This is a genomic window from Streptomyces sp. JL2001, assembly GCF_050917515.1.
Taxonomy (GTDB): domain Bacteria; phylum Actinomycetota; class Actinomycetes; order Streptomycetales; family Streptomycetaceae; genus Streptomyces.
Window position 1 is genome coordinate 5,078,658 of record NZ_CP169421.1, and the last position, 18,709, is coordinate 5,097,366.

Consider the following 18,709-nt stretch of genomic DNA (forward strand, 5'->3'; position numbering starts at 1 on the left):
CCTGACGAGGGCGCCGCACGGTACGTGGGTACCGTGCGGCGCCCTCGCGTGTGTTCCGCGGCACCGGACGCCGCTCCCGGGTCCGCGGTGACCGGGGGACGCCCCCTCAGGCCGTCGTCGCCAGCAGCTTGCGCAGCAGCCCGGCCAGCTGCTCCTGCTCGCCGGCGTCGAGGGCCGACTCCAGCGCCGCCCGCTGCTGTTCCAGGCCGGCCGCCACGGCTCGGTCCACCAGCTCACGCCCGCGCTCGCTCAGCGTCACCCGTAGCCCCCGCCGGTCGTTCGGATCGGGGCTGCGGCGGAGCAGTCCGGCCTTCTCCAGCTTGTCCAGGCGGCCCGTCATCCCGCCGGTGGTGATCATCAGCGTGGCCGTGAGCTCGCGCGGCGACAGCGTGTAGGGCTCACCCGAACGGCGCAGCGTCGCCAGGACGTCGAACTCCCCGAGTGCCATCCCGTAGGGCGCGTACGCCTTGTCCACCCGGCCGCGCATGGCGTTCGCGAGCCGGTAGATCCGTCCGAAGACGGCCATCGGGACCGTGTCCAGGTCGGGGCGGACGGCGGCCCACTGGTCGGTGATGGCGTCGACGGCGTCGTGGGCGGGGCCGGGGCCCGGGGTGTTCGTCTCCATGTCCGAAGTCTCCTGTCCGGTCGACTCGATGGCAAGAAAGCCACTTGCGATTAAGTAGCTTAGAACTAAGCTACTTAATGCCAAGCCATCTGGCTCCGCACGTCCGAACCGGGGGAACCTGCCATGTCCCGCAAGGCCGCCGTCGTCGCCCTGACCGCGCTCGCCCCGATCTCCTGGGGCTCCACCTACGTCGTCACCACCGAGCTCCTGCCGCCTGACCGACCGCTCTTCACCGGTCTCATGCGCGCCCTGCCCGCCGGGCTCCTGCTCCTCGCGCTGACCCGGAAGCTCCCCCGGGGCGCCTGGTGGGGGAAGGCGGCGCTCCTGGGCGTGCTCAACATCGGCGCCTTCTTCCCGCTGCTGTTCCTCGCCGCCTACCGGCTGCCCGGGGGCGTCGCCGCCGTGGTCGGATCGGCGGGCCCGCTCTTCGTCGTCGGCCTGGCGGCCCTGTTCCTGGGGGACAGGCCCACGGTCCGCACCCTGCTCACGGCGATCGCCGCCGCCTTCGGCGTCAGCCTGGTCGTCCTGAAGGCGGGGGCCGCGCTCGACCTGGTGGGGGTGCTCGCCGGACTGCTCTCCGCGCTGTCGATGTCGGCCGGCACGGTCCTCACCAAGCGCTGGGGCCGTCCCGAGGGGGTGGGCGCGCTGGCGCTGACGGGCTGGCAGCTCACCGCCGGCGGCCTCGTCCTGCTGCCCGTCGCCTTCCTGCTCGAAGGCGCCCCGCCGGCGCTGGACTCCACCCACCTGCTCGGCTACGCCTACCTCGCCCTCGGCAACACCGCGGTCTCGTACTTCCTCTGGTTCCGCGGCATCGAGCGCCTGAGCGCCTCCTCGGTCACCCTCCTCGGTCCGCTGTCGCCGATCACCGCGGCCGTCATCGGCTGGGCGGCGCTCGGCCAGGCGCTCGGTCCGGTGCAGCTGGTGGGCATGGCGATCGCCTTCGGCGCCACACTCGCCGGCCAGTGGACCCCGAAGGAGCCCCGCCGGTACCGCGCCGCGAAAACGTTCGGCGCGGCTGAAGACATGAGTCTGAACGTTTCGATGGATCTGAAGTCTCCCGCGGCGCGACCCTAAGCCCCGCCCGCACCCGATGGTCGGCACCGGGCCGCCCGGTAGGTTGCGCCCCATGACCGAGTGGGACATCAAGAAGCTCCGCATCCTCCGCACCCTCCGCGACCGCGGCACCGTCACCGCGACCGCGGAGGCGCTGCTCATGACCCCTTCGGCCGTCTCCCAGCAGCTCACCAACCTCGCCCGGCAGCTCAAGGTGCCGCTCCTGGAGGCCCAGGGCCGCAGGGTCCGGCTGACCGACGCCGCCCATCTGGTGCTCCGCCACGCCGAGGTGGTCTTCGCCCAGCTGGAGCGAGCCGACGCCGAGCTCGACGACCACCTCCGCGGCGACGCGGGCCAGGTCCGGGTGGCGGCCTTCTCCACGGCCGTGCCCGCGCTCGTCGTGCCCGCCGTGCAGCAACTCCGCGGCACCCACCCCGGGCTCGACGTCCGGGTGCGCGAGGCCGAGGCGGCGGAGGCGTACGAGCTGCTCACGGACGGCGCGGTCGAGCTGGCGCTGTCCCTGGCCGCCCACGCGCCGCCCGTGCGCGACCCCAAGTTCAGCCGTGTGCCGCTGCTCGCCGACCCCCTCGACGTCGCGCTGCCCGCCGCCCATCCGCTCGCCGACGCGCCCGGTCTGCGCCTGGCCGACCTGTCCGCCGAGCCGTGGATCTTCGGCGGCTCGGGCCCCTGGTCCGAGATCACCACCGCCGCCTGCGAGGCTGCCGGCTTCGTGCCCGAGCAGGCCCACAGCGCCGCCGGCTGGACCGCGATCCTCGCCATGGTCGAGGCCGGCATGGGGATCGCGCTCGTCCCCCGGATGGCGACCGCCGAGCGCCGCACCGGCGTCGTGATGCGGGTCCTCTCCGCCGACCAGCCCCGCCGCCACGTCGTCGCGGCCGTGCGGCGCGGGGCGGAGGAGGGACCCGCGGTCGCCCGGGTCCTGGCCGCGCTCCGGCAGGCCGCCGCCGCGCGCGAGACCGTCCGATAGCCGGCACCGACCTTTCAGTTCCGCTGAAAAGGATCGTCGAAAACATTCGATGGACCCGGCCCGGACGGGCCGGGCAGAGTCGGGGCATGACCTTCGAGACGAGCACGGAACAGGATCCGCACGCCAACGACGCCGCCCCCTACGGCGGAGGCGACCCTTACGCCGACTACCGCACCGGTGACTTCGCCTTCACCGAACTCGTCGACCTGGCCGACCGCCGGCTCGGCGCCGGAGTGATCGCCGCGAACGACGAGTTCTTCGCCGAGCGCGAGAACCTCCTCGTCCGGGAGCGCGCCGTCTTCGACCCGGAGCGCTTCGGCCACAAGGGCAAGATCATGGACGGCTGGGAGACCCGCCGCCGCCGCGGCACCGGCTCCGGGGACGTCTTCCCCGCCCCCGAGGACCACGACTGGGCGATCGTCCGCCTCGGTGCCCCCGGCGTCATCCGGGGCATCGTCGTCGACACCGCCCACTTCCGCGGCAACTACCCGCAGCGGGTGAGCGTCCAGGCCACCGCGGTCGAGGGAACCCCGAGCCCCGATCGGCTGCTCGCCGACGACGTGAAGTGGGAGGAGATCGTCCCGCCCACCCCCGTCCGCGGCCACGCCGCCAACGGCTTCACCGTCACCTCCGGGCGACGCTGGACCCACGTCCGCCTCTGCCAGCACCCCGACGGCGGCATCGCCCGCCTCCGCGTCCACGGCGAGGTCGTGCCCGACCCCGCGTGGCTGGAGCTGCTCGGCACGATCGACCTGCTCTCCGTGCTCAACGGAGGCGTGTACGAGGACGCGTCGGACCGGTTCTACTCCTCGCCGACCCAGATCATCCTGCCCGGCACCTCCCGCAAGATGGACGACGGCTGGGAGAACCGCCGCCGCCGGGTCCGCGGCACCAACGACTGGGTCCGCTTCCGGCTCGCCGCCCAGGGCGCCGTCCGGGCCGTGGAGATCGACACCGCCTACCTCAAGGGCAACTCGGCGGGCTGGATCGCCCTCCAGGGACGCAACGGCGAGACGGGCGAGTGGTTCGAGATCATCCCGCGGACCCGGCTCCAGCCCGACACCCCGCACCGCTTCGAGCTCGCCGCGCAGGCGGTCGTCACCCACGTCCGGCTCGACGCCTTCCCCGACGGCGGCGTCGCCCGGATGCGCCTGCACGGCACCCTCACCGAACAGGGCGTCGCGGCCCTGCGCCGCCGCCACGAGGAGCTCGGCGGCTGACCGGCCTCCGCCCGGCGGAGCGGCCGCGCGCCGACGCCCGCCCGCCGGGCGGACCCCATCACGGCGAAGGGGCACCTCCACCGGGGAGGTGCCCCTTCGCCGTTCACCGGACGGTCAGGCCGCGGCGGCGTCCGCCGCCTGTGCCTTGAGCGCGCGTTCCACGCCCGCGCGGGACTCGGTCACCATGCGCCGCAGCGCCGGAGCCGGGTCGTTCGCCGCGATCCAGGCGTCCGTCGCGTCCAGGGTCTCCTGCGAGACCTGGAGCGTCGGGTAGAGGCCCACCACGATCTGCTGGATCATCTCGTGGCTGCGGGTCTCCGAGACGCCCTTGATCGACGCGAAGTACTTCGCCGTGTACGGGGCCAGCAGCTCGCGCTGGTCGGTCTGGACGAAGCCGCCGATCACCGCCTCCTGCACCGCGTTCGCGAGCTTGTCGGACTCCACGACCGAGGCCCATGCCTCCGCCTTGGCCGCCTCGGTCGGGCGCGCCGCCCGCGCGGTGGCCGCGTGGCGTTCGCCCGCCGCCGTCCGGTCGCGCTCCAGCTCGGCCGCGATCTCCGTCTCGTCGTAGACGCCGGTCGCCGCCAGCCGCTGCACGAACGCCCAGCGCAGCTCCGTGTCCACCGCGAGGCCCTCGATCGACTCGCGGCCCTCCAGCAGCGCGGACAGCAGGTCCAGCTGCTGCGGGGTGCGGGCGGTGGCCGCGAACGCGCGCGCCCACGCCAGCTGGTGGTCGCCGGCCGGCTCGGCCGCGCGCAGGTGCGCCAGCGTCGCGTCCGTCCAGCGGGTCAGCCCCGTCTCACGCCACTCCGGCGCCGCGTACAGCTCCAGGGCCGCCTTCACCTGGCCCTGGAGCGACTGCACCACGCCGATGTCGGACTCCTTGGCGATGCCGGAGAGCACCAGCTCCAGGTAGTCCCGGGTGGCCAGTTCACCGTCGCGCGTCATGTCCCAGGCCGAGGCCCAGCACAGCGCACGCGGCAGCGACTCGGCGAAGTCGCCCAGGTGCGCGGTGACGTTCTTCAGCGACACCTCGTCGAGCCGGACCTTGGCGTACGACAGGTCGTCGTCGTTGAGCAGGACGACCGCCGGGCGGGCCTTGCCCTCCAGCTGCGCGACCGGGGTCGACTCGGCGGCCCGGACGTCCAGCTCGACACGGTCGGTGCGAACCAGCTTGCCGGCCTCGTCGAGGTCGTAGAAGCCGATCGCGATCCGGTGCGGACGCAGGATCGACTCGCCCTTGGCCCCGGCGGGCAGCGCCGGCGCCTCCTGCCGGACGGCGAAGGAGGTGATGACCCCGTTCGCGTCGGTCTCGATCTCCGGCCGCAGGATGTTGATGCCGGCCGTCTCCAGCCACGCCTTCGACCAGGTCCGCAGGTCACGGCCGCTGGTCTTCTCCAGCGCGTCGAGCAGGTCGGACAGCCGCGTGTTCCCGAAGGCGTGCGCCTTGAAGTACGCCTGCACGCCCTTGAAGAACTCGTCCTGGCCGACGTACGCCACGAGCTGCTTGAGGACCGACGCGCCCTTGGCGTAGGTGATGCCGTCGAAGTTGACCTGCACGTCCTCCAGGTCGTTGATCTCCGCCATGATCGGGTGCGTGGACGGCAGCTGGTCCTGGCGGTAGGCCCAGGTCTTCTCCGCGTTGGCGAAGGTCGTCCAGGCGTTCGGCCAGCGGGTGCCCGGCACGGAGGCCTGGCAGGCGACCGAGGTGAAGGTGGCGAACGACTCGTTCAGCCACAGGTCGTTCCACCACTCCATGGTCACGAGGTCGCCGAACCACATGTGGGCGAGCTCGTGCAGGATCGTCTCGGCCCGGCGCTCGTACGCCGCGTCCGTCACCTTCGAGCGGAAGACGTACTGGTCGCGGATGGTGACCGCGCCCGCGTTCTCCATCGCGCCCGCGTTGAACTCCGGGACGAAGAGCTGGTCGTACTTCGCGAACGGGTAGTCGTAGTCGAACTTCTCCTGGAACCAGTCGAAGCCCTGACGGGTGACGTCGAAGATGTGGTCCGCGTCCAGGAACTCGGCCAGCGACGGACGGCAGTAGATGCCGAGCGGGACGGTCTGCCCGTCCTTCTCGTACGAGGAGTGGACCGAGTGGTACGGGCCGACGATCAGGGCCGTGATGTAGGTCGAGATGCGCGGGGTCGGCTCGAAGCGCCAGACCGTCGCGTCGGGGCCCTCGGGCTCGGGCGTCGGCGAGTTGGAGATCACCGACCAGCCCTGCGGGGCCTTCACGGTGAACCGGAAGGTCGCCTTCAGGTCGGGCTGCTCGAACGCGGCGAACACGCGGCGCGCGTCCGGGACCTCGAACTGGGTGTACAGATAGGCCTGGTCGTCGACCGGGTCGACGAAGCGGTGCAGGCCCTCGCCGGTGTTGGTGTACGCGCAGTCGGCGACGACCTTCAGCTCGTTCGGCCCCTCCTTGAGATGGGCCAGGGCGATCCGCGAGTCACGGAAGACGGCGGCCACGTCGAGCGCGTGACCGTTGAGCACCACCTCATGGACGGCGGGGGCGACGAGATCGATGAAGGTCTCCGCACCTGCCTCGGCGGAATTGAAGCGGACGGTGGTGACGGACCGGTAGGTGCCGCCCTCCTGCGCACCGGTGAGGTCGAGGTCGACCTCGTACGCGTCCACGGTCAGCAGCTTCGCCCGCTGCTGCGCCTCTTCACGGGTCAGGTTTGTGCCAGGCACCCGGTCAACTCCTCGGTTTCGTGACGTTTGGGCCATCCTTCCACGGCGTGCGTCAGCGGCGCACGGCACATTTCCAAGGCCCGTCGCCGCTGATCCGCAGCAGGCCGGGACCGGGTACGCGGGCGCTCACCCGGACCTCGCCGATCTCGTTCACCAGCAGGTCCCGGTCCTCCGCGTCGTACTCGGGCTCACGCGGCGGAGTGTGCCGGTGGACCGTGAAGGGGGACGCGCCGTGGTGCAGGAAGTCGAGGACGCCGGGCGGCCCGTCGTAGATCACGAGGTCGTGCGCCGTGCCCTCGATGTGGCTGTCGAAGCGGCGGGCATGGGTGAGCGGAAGCACCCGCAGCGTCCAGGGCGTGTCGGCCTCCACCCGCAGGACCAGCGGCCGGCCGTGGGGGACCGGGGCGACGGTGCGGGCCCGGACGTCGTCCTCGTAGGCCGTCAGCAGGTAGTCCTCGGCCCTGCCGTGCTCGTCGCAGGACTCGATGGTGGTGGAGATCGAGTGGTACGACTCGATCTCCAGGAGCGCCCAGCCCGGCGGCAGCGCGGGGTCGCAGCGCACGGTCTCCTTGCCGCGGCCCTGGTGGACGGACGGCCGGAAGTCGGTGGCGAAGGGGTCCGCCGGCCCGGGATGTCCGGCGGGCACCTCGTACCCGGGTGCGGGGCCGTACGGCGGGAACCCCTGGCCCGCCGGTGCGGGGCCGTACGGGAACCCCTGGCCCGCCGGTGCGGGACGCCCGTACCCCGCCGGGGCAGGCGGCACGTAGCCGGGACCCGGGATCGGCGGCGGCGGGCTCTCCACCACGATGCCGAAGTACGTCGCCAGGCCCGCGAGCCCCGAGGCGTGGCCCTGGCCCACCGCACGGAACCGCCAGCCGCCCTGCCGGCGGTGGAACTCCCCGAAGACGAAAGCCGTCTCCGTCGTCGCGTCCTCGATCGCGAACCAGGCCGCCTCCCCGCCCTCCAGGTCCACGACCGTGATGTCCAGCGACGGGAGCCGGCCGAGGGGGCCGCCGTCCGCCGAGGCCGCGATCACCACCCGCTCGACGCCCGGCTCGACCCGCGCGAGGTCCAGCCACAGCCAGTCGGCCGCCGCGGAACCCGGCGCCCCGGGCGCCGATCTGCCCAGATGCCGCACGGCCCCCGACGGGTGCTCGCCGTGGTTGTAGAAGACGAGGTCCGCGTCCCCCCGCACCCGGCCGCCCGCGTCCAGGAGCAGCGCGGAGACGTCCACGTCGGGCACTCCCGGGCCGGTCCGCCAGGCGACCGCGACCTGGAGCGCCTGCGTGGGAACCGCGACGTCGGCGCCCTTCGGTATCTGGGTCATGGTCGGATCCTGTCACCGGAAGGCCCGGCTTCGAACGCGTTGTCCGAATTCCGCCAGCGGCTGATTCCCCACCCGCGTGAAGCTGGTCCCATGACCGCTTACGCCCCGCGGGCCATCGAGCCCGCCGCACTCGCCGAACTTCGCGTCACCGACGACGCGGGCCGCCCCTGCCGTCCGTTCGCCGACCCGGAGGGCGACGCCCCGCTGCGCTGCTGCCTGCGCCCCTCCCGCCCGGGCGAGCGCATCGCCCTCGTCTCGTACGCCCCGCTGCGCCGCTGGGCGGCCCGGACCGGCGCCGAGCCCGGCGCCTACGACGAGCAGGGGCCCGTCTTCCTGCACGCCGAGGAGTGCGAGGGGCCCCGGGAGACCGGCGGCTACCCCTTCGCCCGCCCCGGCGCGCTGCGCACCCTGCGCCGCTACGCGACCGGCGGCCACATCGCCGGTGGCCGCCTCCTGGAGATCCCGGAGACGGCCACCGAAGCCTTCGACGAGGCGCTGGCGGAAGCCTTCGCCGACCCGGAGGTGGCCCTGGTGCACGTCAGGGCCGTCGAGTACGGCTGCTTCCAGTACGAGGTCAGGCGCCCGTGAGCTCCTGCGCCACCAGCTCCGCGATCTGCACCGCGTTCAGCGCGGCACCCTTGCGGAGGTTGTCGTTGGAGAGGAAGAGCGCGAGACCGTGCTCGACGGTCTCGTCGACGCGGATGCGGCCCACGTAGGAGGCGTCCTTGCCGGCCGCCTGCAGCGGGGTCGGGATCTCGGAGAGCTCGACGCCCTCCGCGTCCTTCAGCAGCTCGTAGGCGCGCTCGACGCTGACCGGGCGCTCGAAGCGGGCGTTGACCTGGAGCGAGTGGCCGGAGAAGACCGGGACGCGCACGCAGGTGCCGGAGACCTTCAGCTCGGGGATCTCCAGGATCTTGCGGGACTCGTGGCGGAGCTTCTGCTCCTCGTCGGTCTCGAAGCTGCCGTCGTCGACGATCGAGCCGGCGAGCGGGACGACGTTGAAGGCGATCGGACGCTTGTAGACGCCCGGCTCGGGGAACTCCACGGCCTCGCCGTCGAAGGCGAGCTGGTCCGCGTTCTCGGCCACCGCGCACGCCTGGGTGCGCAGCTCGGCGACGCCGGCCACGCCCGAGCCGGAGACGGCCTGGTAGGTGGTGGCGACGAGGGCGGTCAGGCCGGCCTCCTGGTGGAGCGGCTTGAGGACGGGCATCGCGGCCATCGTGGTGCAGTTCGGGTTGGCGATGATCCCCTTGGGGCGGTCCTTGACCGCGTGCGGGTTGACCTCGGAGACGACCAGCGGGACCTCGGGGTCGCGGCGCCAGGCGGAGGAGTTGTCGATCACGACGGCGCCCTGGGCGGCGACCTTCTCGGCGAGCGCCTTGGAGGTGGCGCCACCGGCGGAGAAGAGCACGATGTCCAGGCCCGTGTAGTCCGCGGTGGCCGCGTCCTCCACCGTGATCCCGTCGACGACCGAGCCCGCGGAGCGGGCCGAGGCGAAGAGCCGCAGCTCGTCCACCGGGAAGTTCCGCTCGGCCAGGATCCTGCGCATGACTGTGCCGACCTGACCGGTGGCTCCGACGATTCCGACCTTCACGGGGACTCCTCCGTACGTACGTGCAGGGTGCTGCCTGTCCATGATGCGTGTGCTCCGGGGCGGCTTGTCCAATCCATTGTCCAAGGGTCGGGACACGGACCGGAGGCGGGCCGGGACGTGCGGAGGGCGGACGCCGGGTTCCGGCGCCCGCCCCTGTGCGATCAGCGGTACTGCGTGGGTGCTGCGGGTGTTACGGCGTGACCGTGCCGATCACGACGCTGCCCGAGCCCGCGACCGTGCCGCGCGCGTTCACGAGCTGGACCTCGCCGAAGAACTGCCGGCCCTCGGGCGCGGCACCGGCGACCAGCACCTCGGCGCCGACCTTGGCGCTCGCGCCGTTGGCCAGCGTGACCGTCTTGGCGGGGTCGACCTGCACGCTGCCGAGCGAGGCCGAGTAGTACACGTCCTTGTAGTCGAAGGTCGTGCCCCCCTGCGCCTGGACCGAGTACCCGTCGATGACGATGGTGTACGTGCCCGGGGCCGGCTTGACGAGCGAGACGGCCTCCTCCGAGTCGCCGTCCGCCGACTGGCCGACCTGCTTGCCGTTCAGCAGGACGGTCAGGTCGAGGTCGGCGGCCTTGTCGGAGGTGTTGCCGATGGCCACGTCCAGCCGCTCCACACCCTCACCGATGGTGACGGTCTTCGTCTGCTGCTCGTGGTGCTGGATGGTCGGGGTCTCGACCTTGGCCGAGCCCAGCGGGCCGCCCTTCAGCTTGCCGTCGATGGCGGCGAACTTGTTGGTGACCGTCCACTCGACGGCGGCCGGCGTACCGACCTTCGCCTCGGCGACCGTCTGGACGGCCGGGTCGAAGTCGGCGCCGAGCACCTGGACGTCCAGCTTGTACGGGTTGTCCAGGTCGGGCGAGGTGCGGCGCGCCTCGACCTCGATCTCCCAGACGCCCGGCGTCGGGTTGGCGTACGAACGCAGGTCCGGACGGCAGGTGTTGGCCGGGTTGTAGTGCGGGTAGCACACGTTGGACGCGGTGGACTCGATGGCCACGCCGTACGGGTGGATCGCGATGAACCGGGTCTGGCTCTGCGCCTTCAGGCCGCCGAGGGCGACCTCGAGGGTCTTGGCGCCCTCCGGCACGTTCACGAAGTACGACTTGTGGCTGTTGCGCTGCACCGAGCCGGTGCCGGTGAAGCCGAAGCCCGGGGCGGCGAGGTCGCTCGCGACGACGACGGTCGACAGGATCTGCTTGTCGACGCCCTCGGTGCGCTCGTCGTCGGCCTCCAGGATCACGCTGTGCACACCGGCCGTGGTGGGCCGGGCCTGGATCTTGACGGTGACCGGCTTGTTCAGCGGCAGGTCGATCTCGTCGTCGCCCAGGATCCGGAAGGTCCCGTCGTTGTACTTGAGGTCCAGCTCGTGCTCGATGGTCCGGTTCGGGCCGCTCGTGCGCGTGATGGTGACGTCGTAGACCTTCTTCTGGCCGACCTTGAGGCCGCCCTCGCGGTCGTACACACCGGTGCCGACGTGCGGGGCCGGGAAGATCACGGTGTCGACCGGGGCCTCGACCTTGTAGTCGTGGGCGGTCGCGCCGTCCTTGATCGCGTCCCAGGCGTCGTTGATGTCGATCAGGCCCGCGCCCTGCTCGTGCGCCGCGACGCCGGAGATCCGGTGCGCGGTCGAGGTGAGCGCGGTGCGCAGGGTGAGCGGCGAGAGGGCGATGCCCTTCTGCTTCGCGGCGGAGAGCAGCAGCGCGCTCGCGCCCGCGACCTGCGGCGAGGACATCGAGGTGCCGTTGAGCATCCCGTAGCCCGCGGGCAGCGCGTAGCCGGACTCGGGCACGCCGGCGCCGGCCTGCCAGGTCGGGATGGTGTTCACGGCCGAGCCCGGACCGGTGATGGTCGGGGTGAAGCCGCCGTCCTCACGCGGGCCGCGCGAGGAGAAGGGGAACATGGCGTAGGACTTCTCCACGGCCGAGCCGTAGTTGGCGGCCCAGGTCGACTTGGAGATGGCCGCGCCGACCGAGAGGACCTTGTCGGCCAGGCCGGGGTCGCCGATCGTGTTGATGCCGGGGCCCGAGTTGCCGGCCGAGATGACCAGCTGGACACCGTGCTCGTCGATGAGGCGGGTGTAGAGACGGGCGCGGACGTTGTCGCCGTCGTTCTGCGCGGGCAGGCCGCCGATCGACATGTTGACGATGTCGACGCCGCGGTTGACGACGAGGTCCGTCATGCCCTCCATGAGGGCGGTGTTGGTGCAGCCGCCGGTCCACGTGCAGGCACGCGAGGAGACGATCTTCGCGCCCGGGGCGGCGCCGTTCATCCGGCCGCCGAAGAGGCCCTTGGCGGCGGTGATGCCGGCGACGTGGGTGCCGTGCGAGGACTCGACGACGCCGATGTTGACGAAGTCGGCCTTCTTGCCCACCCAGGTGCCGCCGAGCGGGTCCATCGCGACGTCCTTGCGGATCTCGACGACGAACGGGGTCTTCTCGACGACCTCGGTGGCCGGGTTGTCGGTACCGAAGTAGCCGACCTGGTACCCGTCCTTGTACGGCTTCATCGGCGCGTTGTCCGTGAAGTCGTTGTTCTGGTCGGTGTCCACGCGGACGGTGCCGGCGGCCGGGTCGTACAGCATGCCGAACAGGTCGGCCGTGTCGCCGTCGCGGTTGATGTCACCGGCCGGGTCGCCGCCCGCGGTGATCGCCTCGTTGAAGCGGCTGAACTGGTAGCTGCCCTCGGGCGCCTTCCAGCTCTGCGACGCGGCGCTGAAGACCGGGCCCGCGACGGGGGTGATCTGGGCGCGCCAGGTGCCGTCGCTCTCGGTCAGCGGGTCGGTGGCGGTGATCCAGTCGACGATCTTGCGCTCGCCGGTCGTGGTCTTCTGCAGCGCCGGGTGACCGAGGTCGACACCGGAGTCGAGGATGCCGATGGTCACGCCGCGGCCGTCGGCCTTGGGGTGGTCCTCGACGAACTCGACCGCACCGGTCTCGTGCGAGGGGTTGTACGGGTTGCGCGCCGGCGTCTTGGCGTTCGGAGCCGGGTACGTGGTGGAGACGGTGGTGCCCTCGACGGCGCCCGTCGTCCCGGAGTCCGGGGTCGGGTCGTCCAGCTTGATCTCGGCCTGGAGGTCGATCGACTGCACCGAGGACAGCTTGGTGGCCGCCTTGATGGCCGCGTCCGCCTTGGCGGTGGGCAGGGTGGCGCGGACGTAGCCGAGCTTGTCGTCCTGCTTGCCGACCGAGGCGCCCTGGACGGCGTCGAGCTGGCCCGCGACCTGCTCGGTGGCGCCGGGGGCGGTGGCGACGAGGATGGTGACGTTCTGCGCGCCGGTGGCCTCGGCCTCGGAGAGGCGCTGGGCGTCGGTCGCGCCGAGCTTGTCGGCGGCGTCGGCGGACTTGACCGGGGGAGTGGTCGCCGGGTCCTCGGCGGCCAGGACCGGAGCGGCACCTGCCGCGATGAGCGCGGTCACCAGGCCGGCCGCGGCGGCGATGCGCGCCGCGCGTCTGTGCCCGGGGTTCGAGCGCCCGGGTATGGAGCTCTGAGATTCGGGGGTGGTCATTTACATCCCTGTTTTGTGAAAGAGAGGGTCCGGATTTCGGTACCGGATGACCGCTCACACTTTCGCAAGTGACAGGGGTTTGTGGAGAGTTGCCGGGTGGCGGGATGTGCCGATGGCGTACATCCGCCACCGCGGGACATACGCCATCGGGAATCAACCGCCCGCAACCGGGGCGTACCGGCCGGGGTATGAGCCCCGACTAGTTGTCCTTTGTACGGGCATAGTGCCGTGAGGCCTTCGCCCGGTTGCCGCAGACGGCCATCGAGCACCAGCGGCGGGTCCCGTTCCGCGAGGTGTCGAAGAAGTGCAGGATGCAGGCCTCGTGCGCGCAGGACCGGATGCGGTCGGGGGCGGTGCGCAGCAGGTCGAGGTAGTTCCGGGCGGCGCTCCAGCCGGGCCCCCACGCGGCGTCCGCGAACTCCGCCTCCTCGCCCGGCCCCTCGGCCGTGAGCGTGGCGCGGATGCGTCCGTGCCCGAGGACGGCGTCCACCCGGGCGGTGGCGCCGGGGTCGCCGGGGCGGTCGACCAGGCCGGCGAGGGCGTCGCGGGCTGCGACGGTGTGGCGCAGGGTGGCCGCGTCGGCGGCGAAGCGGCCGTCGAGCCCGTTGGCGCGCAGCCAGATGCCCAGTCCCTCCTCGTCCGTGAGCAGGTCCTGGCGCACGCCCTCCAGCATCCACCGGGTGTTGAGCAGGTCGAGCGCGACGGGCTCGCCGGTGAGCGGCCGCGGGTCGGAAACGGTCATCGTCGACGCCTTCCTCGGTGGACTAACCTCTCAAGATTACGTGACCGGTTGCGCCGGATCGCATCTAACCTCTAAAGTCGTAGTGAAAGGTTAGCCCGTCCGGGCTTGCCGTCGATCAGAGGGGAACCGCCATGTCGGCGATCGGCACACTGCGCACCGGCCACATCGGCCTCAACGTGACGGACCTGGAGCGCTCGCTCGGCTTCTACCGGGACGTCCTCGGGTTCGAACCGCTCGCCGAAGGCAAGGAGGAGGGCAGCAGGTTCGCGCTGCTGGGCCAGGGAGGGCAGCTCGTCCTCACCCTCTGGCAGCAGTCGGACGGCGCGTACGACTCCGGCCGGCCCGGCCTGCACCACCTCGCCTTCGAGGCCGAGTCGATCGAGCAGGTGCGGGCGGCCGAGACCGCGCTCAAGGCGCGCGACGTCTCCTTCGCCTACGAGGGCGTCGTCGCCCACCGCGAAGGGTCGGACTCGGGCGGCATCTTCTTCCACGACCCGGACGGCATCCGGCTGGAGATCTTCACGCCCTCGGGCGCGGAGGGCGCGCAGGCGCCGTCCGGAGCGGCTCCCACCTGCGGCTTCTTCTAGCTCCTGCCCGCCCGGAAGGAACCCGCACCCCACCTCCCGCCCCCGTCACCGCCTCCCCGCCCTCCCGGCCCCCGCGGCCGGCTCCGGAAGGATCTCCCGTGGACCCCGTGAACGCCTTCCACTCCGGCTCCCTCGCCGTGCAGCGGCGCCTCGGCGTCCGCGACCTCGCCGCGCACGTCGGCCGCTCCATCGGCCCCGGCATCCGGCCCGTCGCCGCCGCCTTCCTGGAGGCCCAGCCGATGCTGGTGCTCGGGGCGGCGGACGCCGACGGGCGGGTGTGGAGCACGCTGCTGACCGGCACCCCCGGATTCGTCCGGGCGACGGGCCCGCACACCGTCTCCGTCGCCGGGGGCGTGCCGGACCGCGATCCGCTGGCCGGGGCCGTGACCCCCGCGGGCACCCCGGTCGGCACGATCGCCCTCGACCCGCGCACCCGCCGCCGGATGCGGCTCAACGGGATCGCCCGGCCCAGCCCGCGCGGTCTCGTCGTCGAGGCGGAGCAGGTCTTCTCCAACTGCCCGAAGTACCTGCAGAAGCGGGAGCTGTACGCGCCCGACACCGGCACCCCGGCCGGTGCCGTGCGGCGCGGCGAGGCGCTCGACCCCGACCAGGAACGCCTCGTCCGCGCCGCCGACACCTTCTTCGTCGCCACCACCGCCCCCGACGGCGTCGACGCGAGCCACCGGGGCGGCAACCCCGGCTTCGTCGGCGTCGACTCGCCCACCGAGCTCAGCTGGCAGGACTACCCCGGCAACGCGATGTTCCTGACGCTCGGCAACCTGGAGTCCGACGGCAGGGCCGGCCTGCTCTTCACCGACTGGCGGAACGGCACCACGCTCCAGCTGACCGGCGTCGCGACCACCGCGTACGACCCCGCCGGCCGTACGACCCGGTTCCACGTCGACCGGGTCGTCGAGACCCCGTCGGCCAGCCCGCTGCGCTGGTCGGCCCCCGAGTACTCCCCGGCCAACCCGCCGCTCTCCTGACCGCGGGCGGTCCGCCCGGCCCCGGCGGCCGGCCGGCGCCCCCGCCCCGGGAAGCAGACGAAGGAACCCCATGACGACCGTCCCCGCACCCCGCCGGCCGCCTCTACGCCCCCGCCTGCGGGTCGTCGCCCTGTCCACCGCGGTCAGCGTCGCCGCGCTGCTCGTCCTCGTCGCCGTCGGCGGCGTCCTCGACCAGCCGCTCCTCATCCCGCCCCTGGCCGCCAGCATGGCGCTCGTCGCCGGAGCGCCCGAGCTGCCGCTGGCACAACCCCGCTCCGTCGTCGGCGGGCAGTTGCTCTCGGCGCTCACGGGCTTCGCCGTGCTCACCGTCGCCGGCCCCGGGCTCTGGGGCGCCGCCGTCGCCGGCGGACTCGCGCTCGGCGTCATGGCGGTCGCCCGCACCCCGCACTCGCCCGCCGCCGCGACGGCCGTCATCGTCGCCCTCCAGGACCCGCCCTTTCCGGCCTTCCTCGGGCTGCTCCTGCTCGCCTCCGTCCTGCTCGTCGCCCTCGGCCTCGCCGGCGCCCGCGCGGCGGGCCGCCCGTATCCGGCCTACTGGTTCTAGTTCCTGTCCGGGCGGACAGGACCTGGAAGGCGCCCTCCTGTGCCCTCGTCCGCCCGCCGGTGATGCCGGGACAGCCCTTAACCTCGGTCCATGAAGCAGGAGTTGCGGGTGGCGGCCTACGCCGTGTGCGTGCGGGACGACGAGATGCTGCTCGCCCGCTGGGTGGACCGCGAGGGCACCCGGCGATGGACCCTGCCCGGCGGGGGCATGGACCACGGCGAGGAACCGGTCCAGACCGTCGTCCGTGAGGTCGAGGAGGAGACCGGGTACCTCGCCGAACCCACCGCGCTGCTCGGCATCGACTCCATCCGCCGCGGCTGGCTGCGCCGTCTCGCGGGTCCCGGCGACTTCCAGGGCCTCCGGATCGTCTACGAGGTCCGGATCACCGGCGGCGCCCTTCGCCCGGAGACCGGTGGCTCCACCGACCTCGCCGCCTGGCACCCGCTCGCCGCCGTCCCCACCCTCGACCGGGTCGAACTCGTCGACATCGGGCTCCAGTTGTGGCGCGAACGGCCGCCGGTCGGCCGCTCCCGCCTGACCGACCCGGCGAACGGCTGAAACTCGCTCAACCCTCGTGAACCCGATCAACCCGGCCCACCCGCCCACGGGTCCCCCTCCGTGACCGCAGCACGCACACCAGGGGAGCCCGCACATGACCGCCGCACGCACGGCAGCCCGTACCGTCCTCGCCGCCACCGCCGTGGCCGCCCTCACCGCCACCGCGCTGGCCGCACCCGCCGCCGCGGCGGGCACGGCGGCGGGGCAGGACCACCGCGCCACCCGGGACGCCCTCCGGGCGGCCGTCGCCTCCGGCGTCCCCGGAGCCACCGCCCAGGCCCGCGTCGGCGGTGCGACCTGGACCGGCACGGCCGGCGAACGCGGGGGCAGGGACCACTACCGGGTCGGATCCATCACCAAGACCTTCGTCGCCACCGTCCTGCTCCAGCTCCAGGCCGAGGGCCGCCTCGACCTCGACGACCCGGTCGAGAAGTGGCTGCCCGGCGTCGTCCGGGGCAACGGCCACGACGGCCGGAAGATCACCGTCCGCCAGCTGCTCAACCACACCAGCGGCATCTACAACGTCACCGCCGATCCCGGCTTCCAGGAGAAGGTCTTCGGACCCGCGTTCCTGGAGAACCGCTACGACACGTGGACCCCGCGCGAACTCGTCGCCGTCGCCATGACGCACGCCCCCGACTTCGCGCCCGGCACGTCCTGGAACTACTCCAACACCAACTTCGTCCTGGCGGGCCTGGTGATAGAGGAGGTCACCGGCCGCCCCTACGACAAGGAGGTCGAACGCCGCATCCTGAAGCCGCTCAAGCTGCGCGGCACCAGCGTCCCCGGCACCGACGCGACGATGCCGAAGCCCAGTTCGCGCGCCTACTCGAAGCTCTCCTTCGAACCGGACGCGACCCGGGTCCACGACGTCACCGAACTCAACCCGAGCCTCGCGTACGCGGCTGGCGAGATGATCTCGAACTCCGCCGACCTGCAGACCTTCTACCGCGCCCTGCTCAAGGGCCGGCTGCTGCCGAAGGCGGAGCAGCGCGAGCTCACCCGCACCGTCGCCACCGACCCGCGCCTGCCCGAACTGCGCTACGGCCTCGGGCTGATGCAGGCCAAGCTGAGCTGCGGCAAGGAGGTCTGGGGCCATGGCGGCGGCATCCACGGCTCCTCGTCCGAGGCCCAGGTCACCCGGGACGGCGAGCACTCCCTCGCGATGAACTTCAACGCCGACTGGGCCGGCGACAGCGCGACCGTCGTCGAGGCGGAGTTCTGCGGCACGGCCCCCAAGAAGTAGACCTCAGCGGGGCAGGACGACGACGTAGGCGGCCGGCTGCCGGTCCGTCGCGGCCATCAGCGCCGTACGGACCACGGTGGCCTGCTGCTCCCGCGCCTCACGCAGCTTGCGCGGGGTGATGTGGACGACCGTGATGCCGAGCCGCTCCAGGTGCTCGCGCTTGCGGGTGTACTCGGACCACAGCGCGTCGTCGTCCTGCCGCGGGGCGCGGGTGTCCAGCTCCACCGCCACCGCCTGGTCGGGCCAGTACGCGTCGAGGCCGCCGAGGTGCGGTCCGCCGGGCAGCCGGAGGTCCACGTTCCACAGCGGGTCCGGCAGGCCGTGCTCCCGCACCATCGCGTACAGCCGCTCCTCGGCGATCGCCCGCCCCTCGGCGAGCAGCGAGTCCACGGCGTCCACGACGTGCGGCCGGGTCAGCAGCCGGGCCCGGTTCAGCTCCCGGACCACCGCACCGGGTTCGCAGTGGCCGTCGCGCACGGCCTCGGTGAGCAGCCGGCGCACCAGGCCCGGATCGGTCAGGCCGGAGACCGCGTCGGCGAGCGCCCGCGTGACCGGGGCGACCGGCACCCCGGACAGGTACGGCGCCTCGGGCATCTCCTGGGCGCGCACCACCCGGACCCAGCCGGTCGACCGCAGCCGCCGGGTACGCGGCACCAGCACCTCGATCCGCTCCAGCTCGGCCGGCGAGGAGACGGACGAGAAGCCGTGGAGGGCGAGCGCGGCCTGCCCGGTGATCACGGCGTCCGGCCCCTGCCGCGGCACGGCCCCGCTTCGGCGGGCGTACAGCAGCGCCCCCTCGACCCGGTCCTCGCCGGTCGGGCGGCCCGGGTGCAGCAGGAAGATCCCGGGCAGGAGCTGCTGCCAGCCCCCGCCCGGCCGGCAGTACGCGCCGATCTCCGTTCCGGACACGCCGAGCGACCTCAACTGCGCGGTGGACAGGACACGTCGGGCATCGACCGCCGGCAGGGGGAGCGGGCGGGGGGAGGCCGGGGGGTTGTGGTTCATGCCGGGGG

The 18,709-nt window shown here is 72.8% G+C and carries 16 protein-coding genes; 9 read left to right on the forward strand and 7 right to left on the reverse strand.

Annotated elements, in window-relative coordinates; all coding sequences use genetic code 11:
• Positions 1–106 precede the first annotated feature (106 nt).
• Positions 107–625 (reverse strand): MarR family winged helix-turn-helix transcriptional regulator, encoded by a 519-nt coding sequence (locus ACE1OA_RS22615; protein WP_356777548.1) that lies wholly within the window; start codon positions 623–625, stop codon positions 107–109.
• A 123-nt stretch (positions 626–748) separates the two neighbouring features.
• On the opposite strand from ACE1OA_RS22615, the gene ACE1OA_RS22620 reads away from it, so the two are divergent.
• The 3 genes from ACE1OA_RS22620 (at position 749) to alc (ending at position 3,886) form a co-directional block, all read left to right on the forward strand.
• Positions 749–1,699: an EamA family transporter gene (locus ACE1OA_RS22620; RefSeq protein ID WP_432753279.1), complete on the forward strand. Its 951-nt coding sequence runs from the start codon at positions 749–751 to the stop codon at positions 1,697–1,699.
• 52 nt (positions 1,700–1,751) lie between these two features.
• The gene (locus ACE1OA_RS22625) at positions 1,752–2,666 is read left to right on the forward strand and encodes a LysR family transcriptional regulator (RefSeq protein ID WP_432753280.1); all 915 of its coding nucleotides are present in this window, start codon (positions 1,752–1,754) and stop codon (positions 2,664–2,666) included.
• 86 nt (positions 2,667–2,752) lie between these two features.
• Complete coding sequence (alc, locus tag ACE1OA_RS22630) at positions 2,753–3,886, forward strand: allantoicase (protein WP_432753281.1); 1,134 nt, start codon at positions 2,753–2,755, stop codon at positions 3,884–3,886.
• 114 nt (positions 3,887–4,000) lie between these two features.
• Here the strand turns inward: alc and pepN are convergent, their stop codons facing one another.
• Positions 4,001–6,583, reverse strand: a complete 2,583-nt coding sequence (gene pepN / locus ACE1OA_RS22635; protein WP_356777540.1) for an aminopeptidase N — start codon at positions 6,581–6,583, stop codon at positions 4,001–4,003.
• Between the two features lie 52 nt (positions 6,584–6,635).
• Positions 6,636–7,910 carry a TerD family protein gene (locus ACE1OA_RS22640; protein WP_384866643.1) on the reverse strand — a complete coding sequence of 425 codons (1,275 nt, stop codon included), beginning with the start codon at positions 7,908–7,910 and terminating at the stop codon, positions 6,636–6,638.
• 90 nt (positions 7,911–8,000) lie between these two features.
• Between ACE1OA_RS22640 and ACE1OA_RS22645 the strand changes: the two genes are divergently transcribed.
• Positions 8,001–8,498 carry a DUF1203 domain-containing protein gene (locus tag ACE1OA_RS22645; RefSeq protein WP_356598843.1) on the forward strand — a complete coding sequence of 166 codons (498 nt, stop codon included), beginning with the start codon at positions 8,001–8,003 and terminating at the stop codon, positions 8,496–8,498.
• Here ACE1OA_RS22645 and ACE1OA_RS22650 read toward each other — a convergent pair.
• The 3 genes from ACE1OA_RS22650 to ACE1OA_RS22660 form a co-directional block, all read right to left on the reverse strand.
• Entirely contained in the window at positions 8,485–9,504 is a 1,020-nt protein-coding gene (locus tag ACE1OA_RS22650; RefSeq protein WP_356598841.1) for an aspartate-semialdehyde dehydrogenase, read from the reverse strand. The genes ACE1OA_RS22645 and ACE1OA_RS22650 overlap by 14 nt on opposite strands.
• A gap of 190 nt (positions 9,505–9,694) precedes the next feature.
• Positions 9,695–13,012 carry a S8 family serine peptidase gene (locus ACE1OA_RS22655; protein WP_356598839.1) on the reverse strand — a complete coding sequence of 1,106 codons (3,318 nt, stop codon included), beginning with the start codon at positions 13,010–13,012 and terminating at the stop codon, positions 9,695–9,697.
• A gap of 199 nt (positions 13,013–13,211) precedes the next feature.
• A complete protein-coding gene (locus ACE1OA_RS22660) occupies positions 13,212–13,754 on the reverse strand; it encodes a CGNR zinc finger domain-containing protein (RefSeq protein ID WP_356598837.1) in 543 nt (180 codons plus the stop codon).
• A gap of 131 nt (positions 13,755–13,885) precedes the next feature.
• On the opposite strand from ACE1OA_RS22660, the gene ACE1OA_RS22665 reads away from it, so the two are divergent.
• The 5 genes from ACE1OA_RS22665 (at position 13,886) to ACE1OA_RS22685 (ending at position 17,696) form a co-directional block, all read left to right on the forward strand.
• A complete protein-coding gene (locus ACE1OA_RS22665; protein WP_432753282.1) occupies positions 13,886–14,341 on the forward strand; it encodes a VOC family protein in 456 nt (151 codons plus the stop codon).
• 107 nt (positions 14,342–14,448) lie between these two features.
• On the forward strand, positions 14,449–15,327 hold the full coding sequence (locus tag ACE1OA_RS22670; protein ID WP_361310953.1) for a pyridoxamine 5'-phosphate oxidase family protein: 879 nt from the start codon (positions 14,449–14,451) through the stop codon (positions 15,325–15,327).
• A gap of 70 nt (positions 15,328–15,397) precedes the next feature.
• The gene (locus tag ACE1OA_RS22675; RefSeq protein WP_432753283.1) at positions 15,398–15,892 is read left to right on the forward strand and encodes an HPP family protein; all 495 of its coding nucleotides are present in this window, start codon (positions 15,398–15,400) and stop codon (positions 15,890–15,892) included.
• Positions 15,893–15,982: 90 nt separating this feature from the next.
• Positions 15,983–16,450, forward strand: a complete 468-nt coding sequence (locus ACE1OA_RS22680) for an NUDIX hydrolase (RefSeq protein WP_356598831.1) — start codon at positions 15,983–15,985, stop codon at positions 16,448–16,450.
• Between the two features lie 94 nt (positions 16,451–16,544).
• Positions 16,545–17,696, forward strand: coding sequence for a serine hydrolase domain-containing protein (locus ACE1OA_RS22685; protein ID WP_432753284.1), 1,152 nt, complete (start codon positions 16,545–16,547; stop codon positions 17,694–17,696).
• Positions 17,697–17,699: 3 nt separating this feature from the next.
• Here ACE1OA_RS22685 and ACE1OA_RS22690 read toward each other — a convergent pair whose 3' ends face one another.
• Positions 17,700–18,701, reverse strand: coding sequence for a hypothetical protein (locus ACE1OA_RS22690; protein ID WP_432753285.1), 1,002 nt, complete (start codon positions 18,699–18,701; stop codon positions 17,700–17,702).
• Between the last annotated feature and the right edge of the window lie 8 nt (positions 18,702–18,709).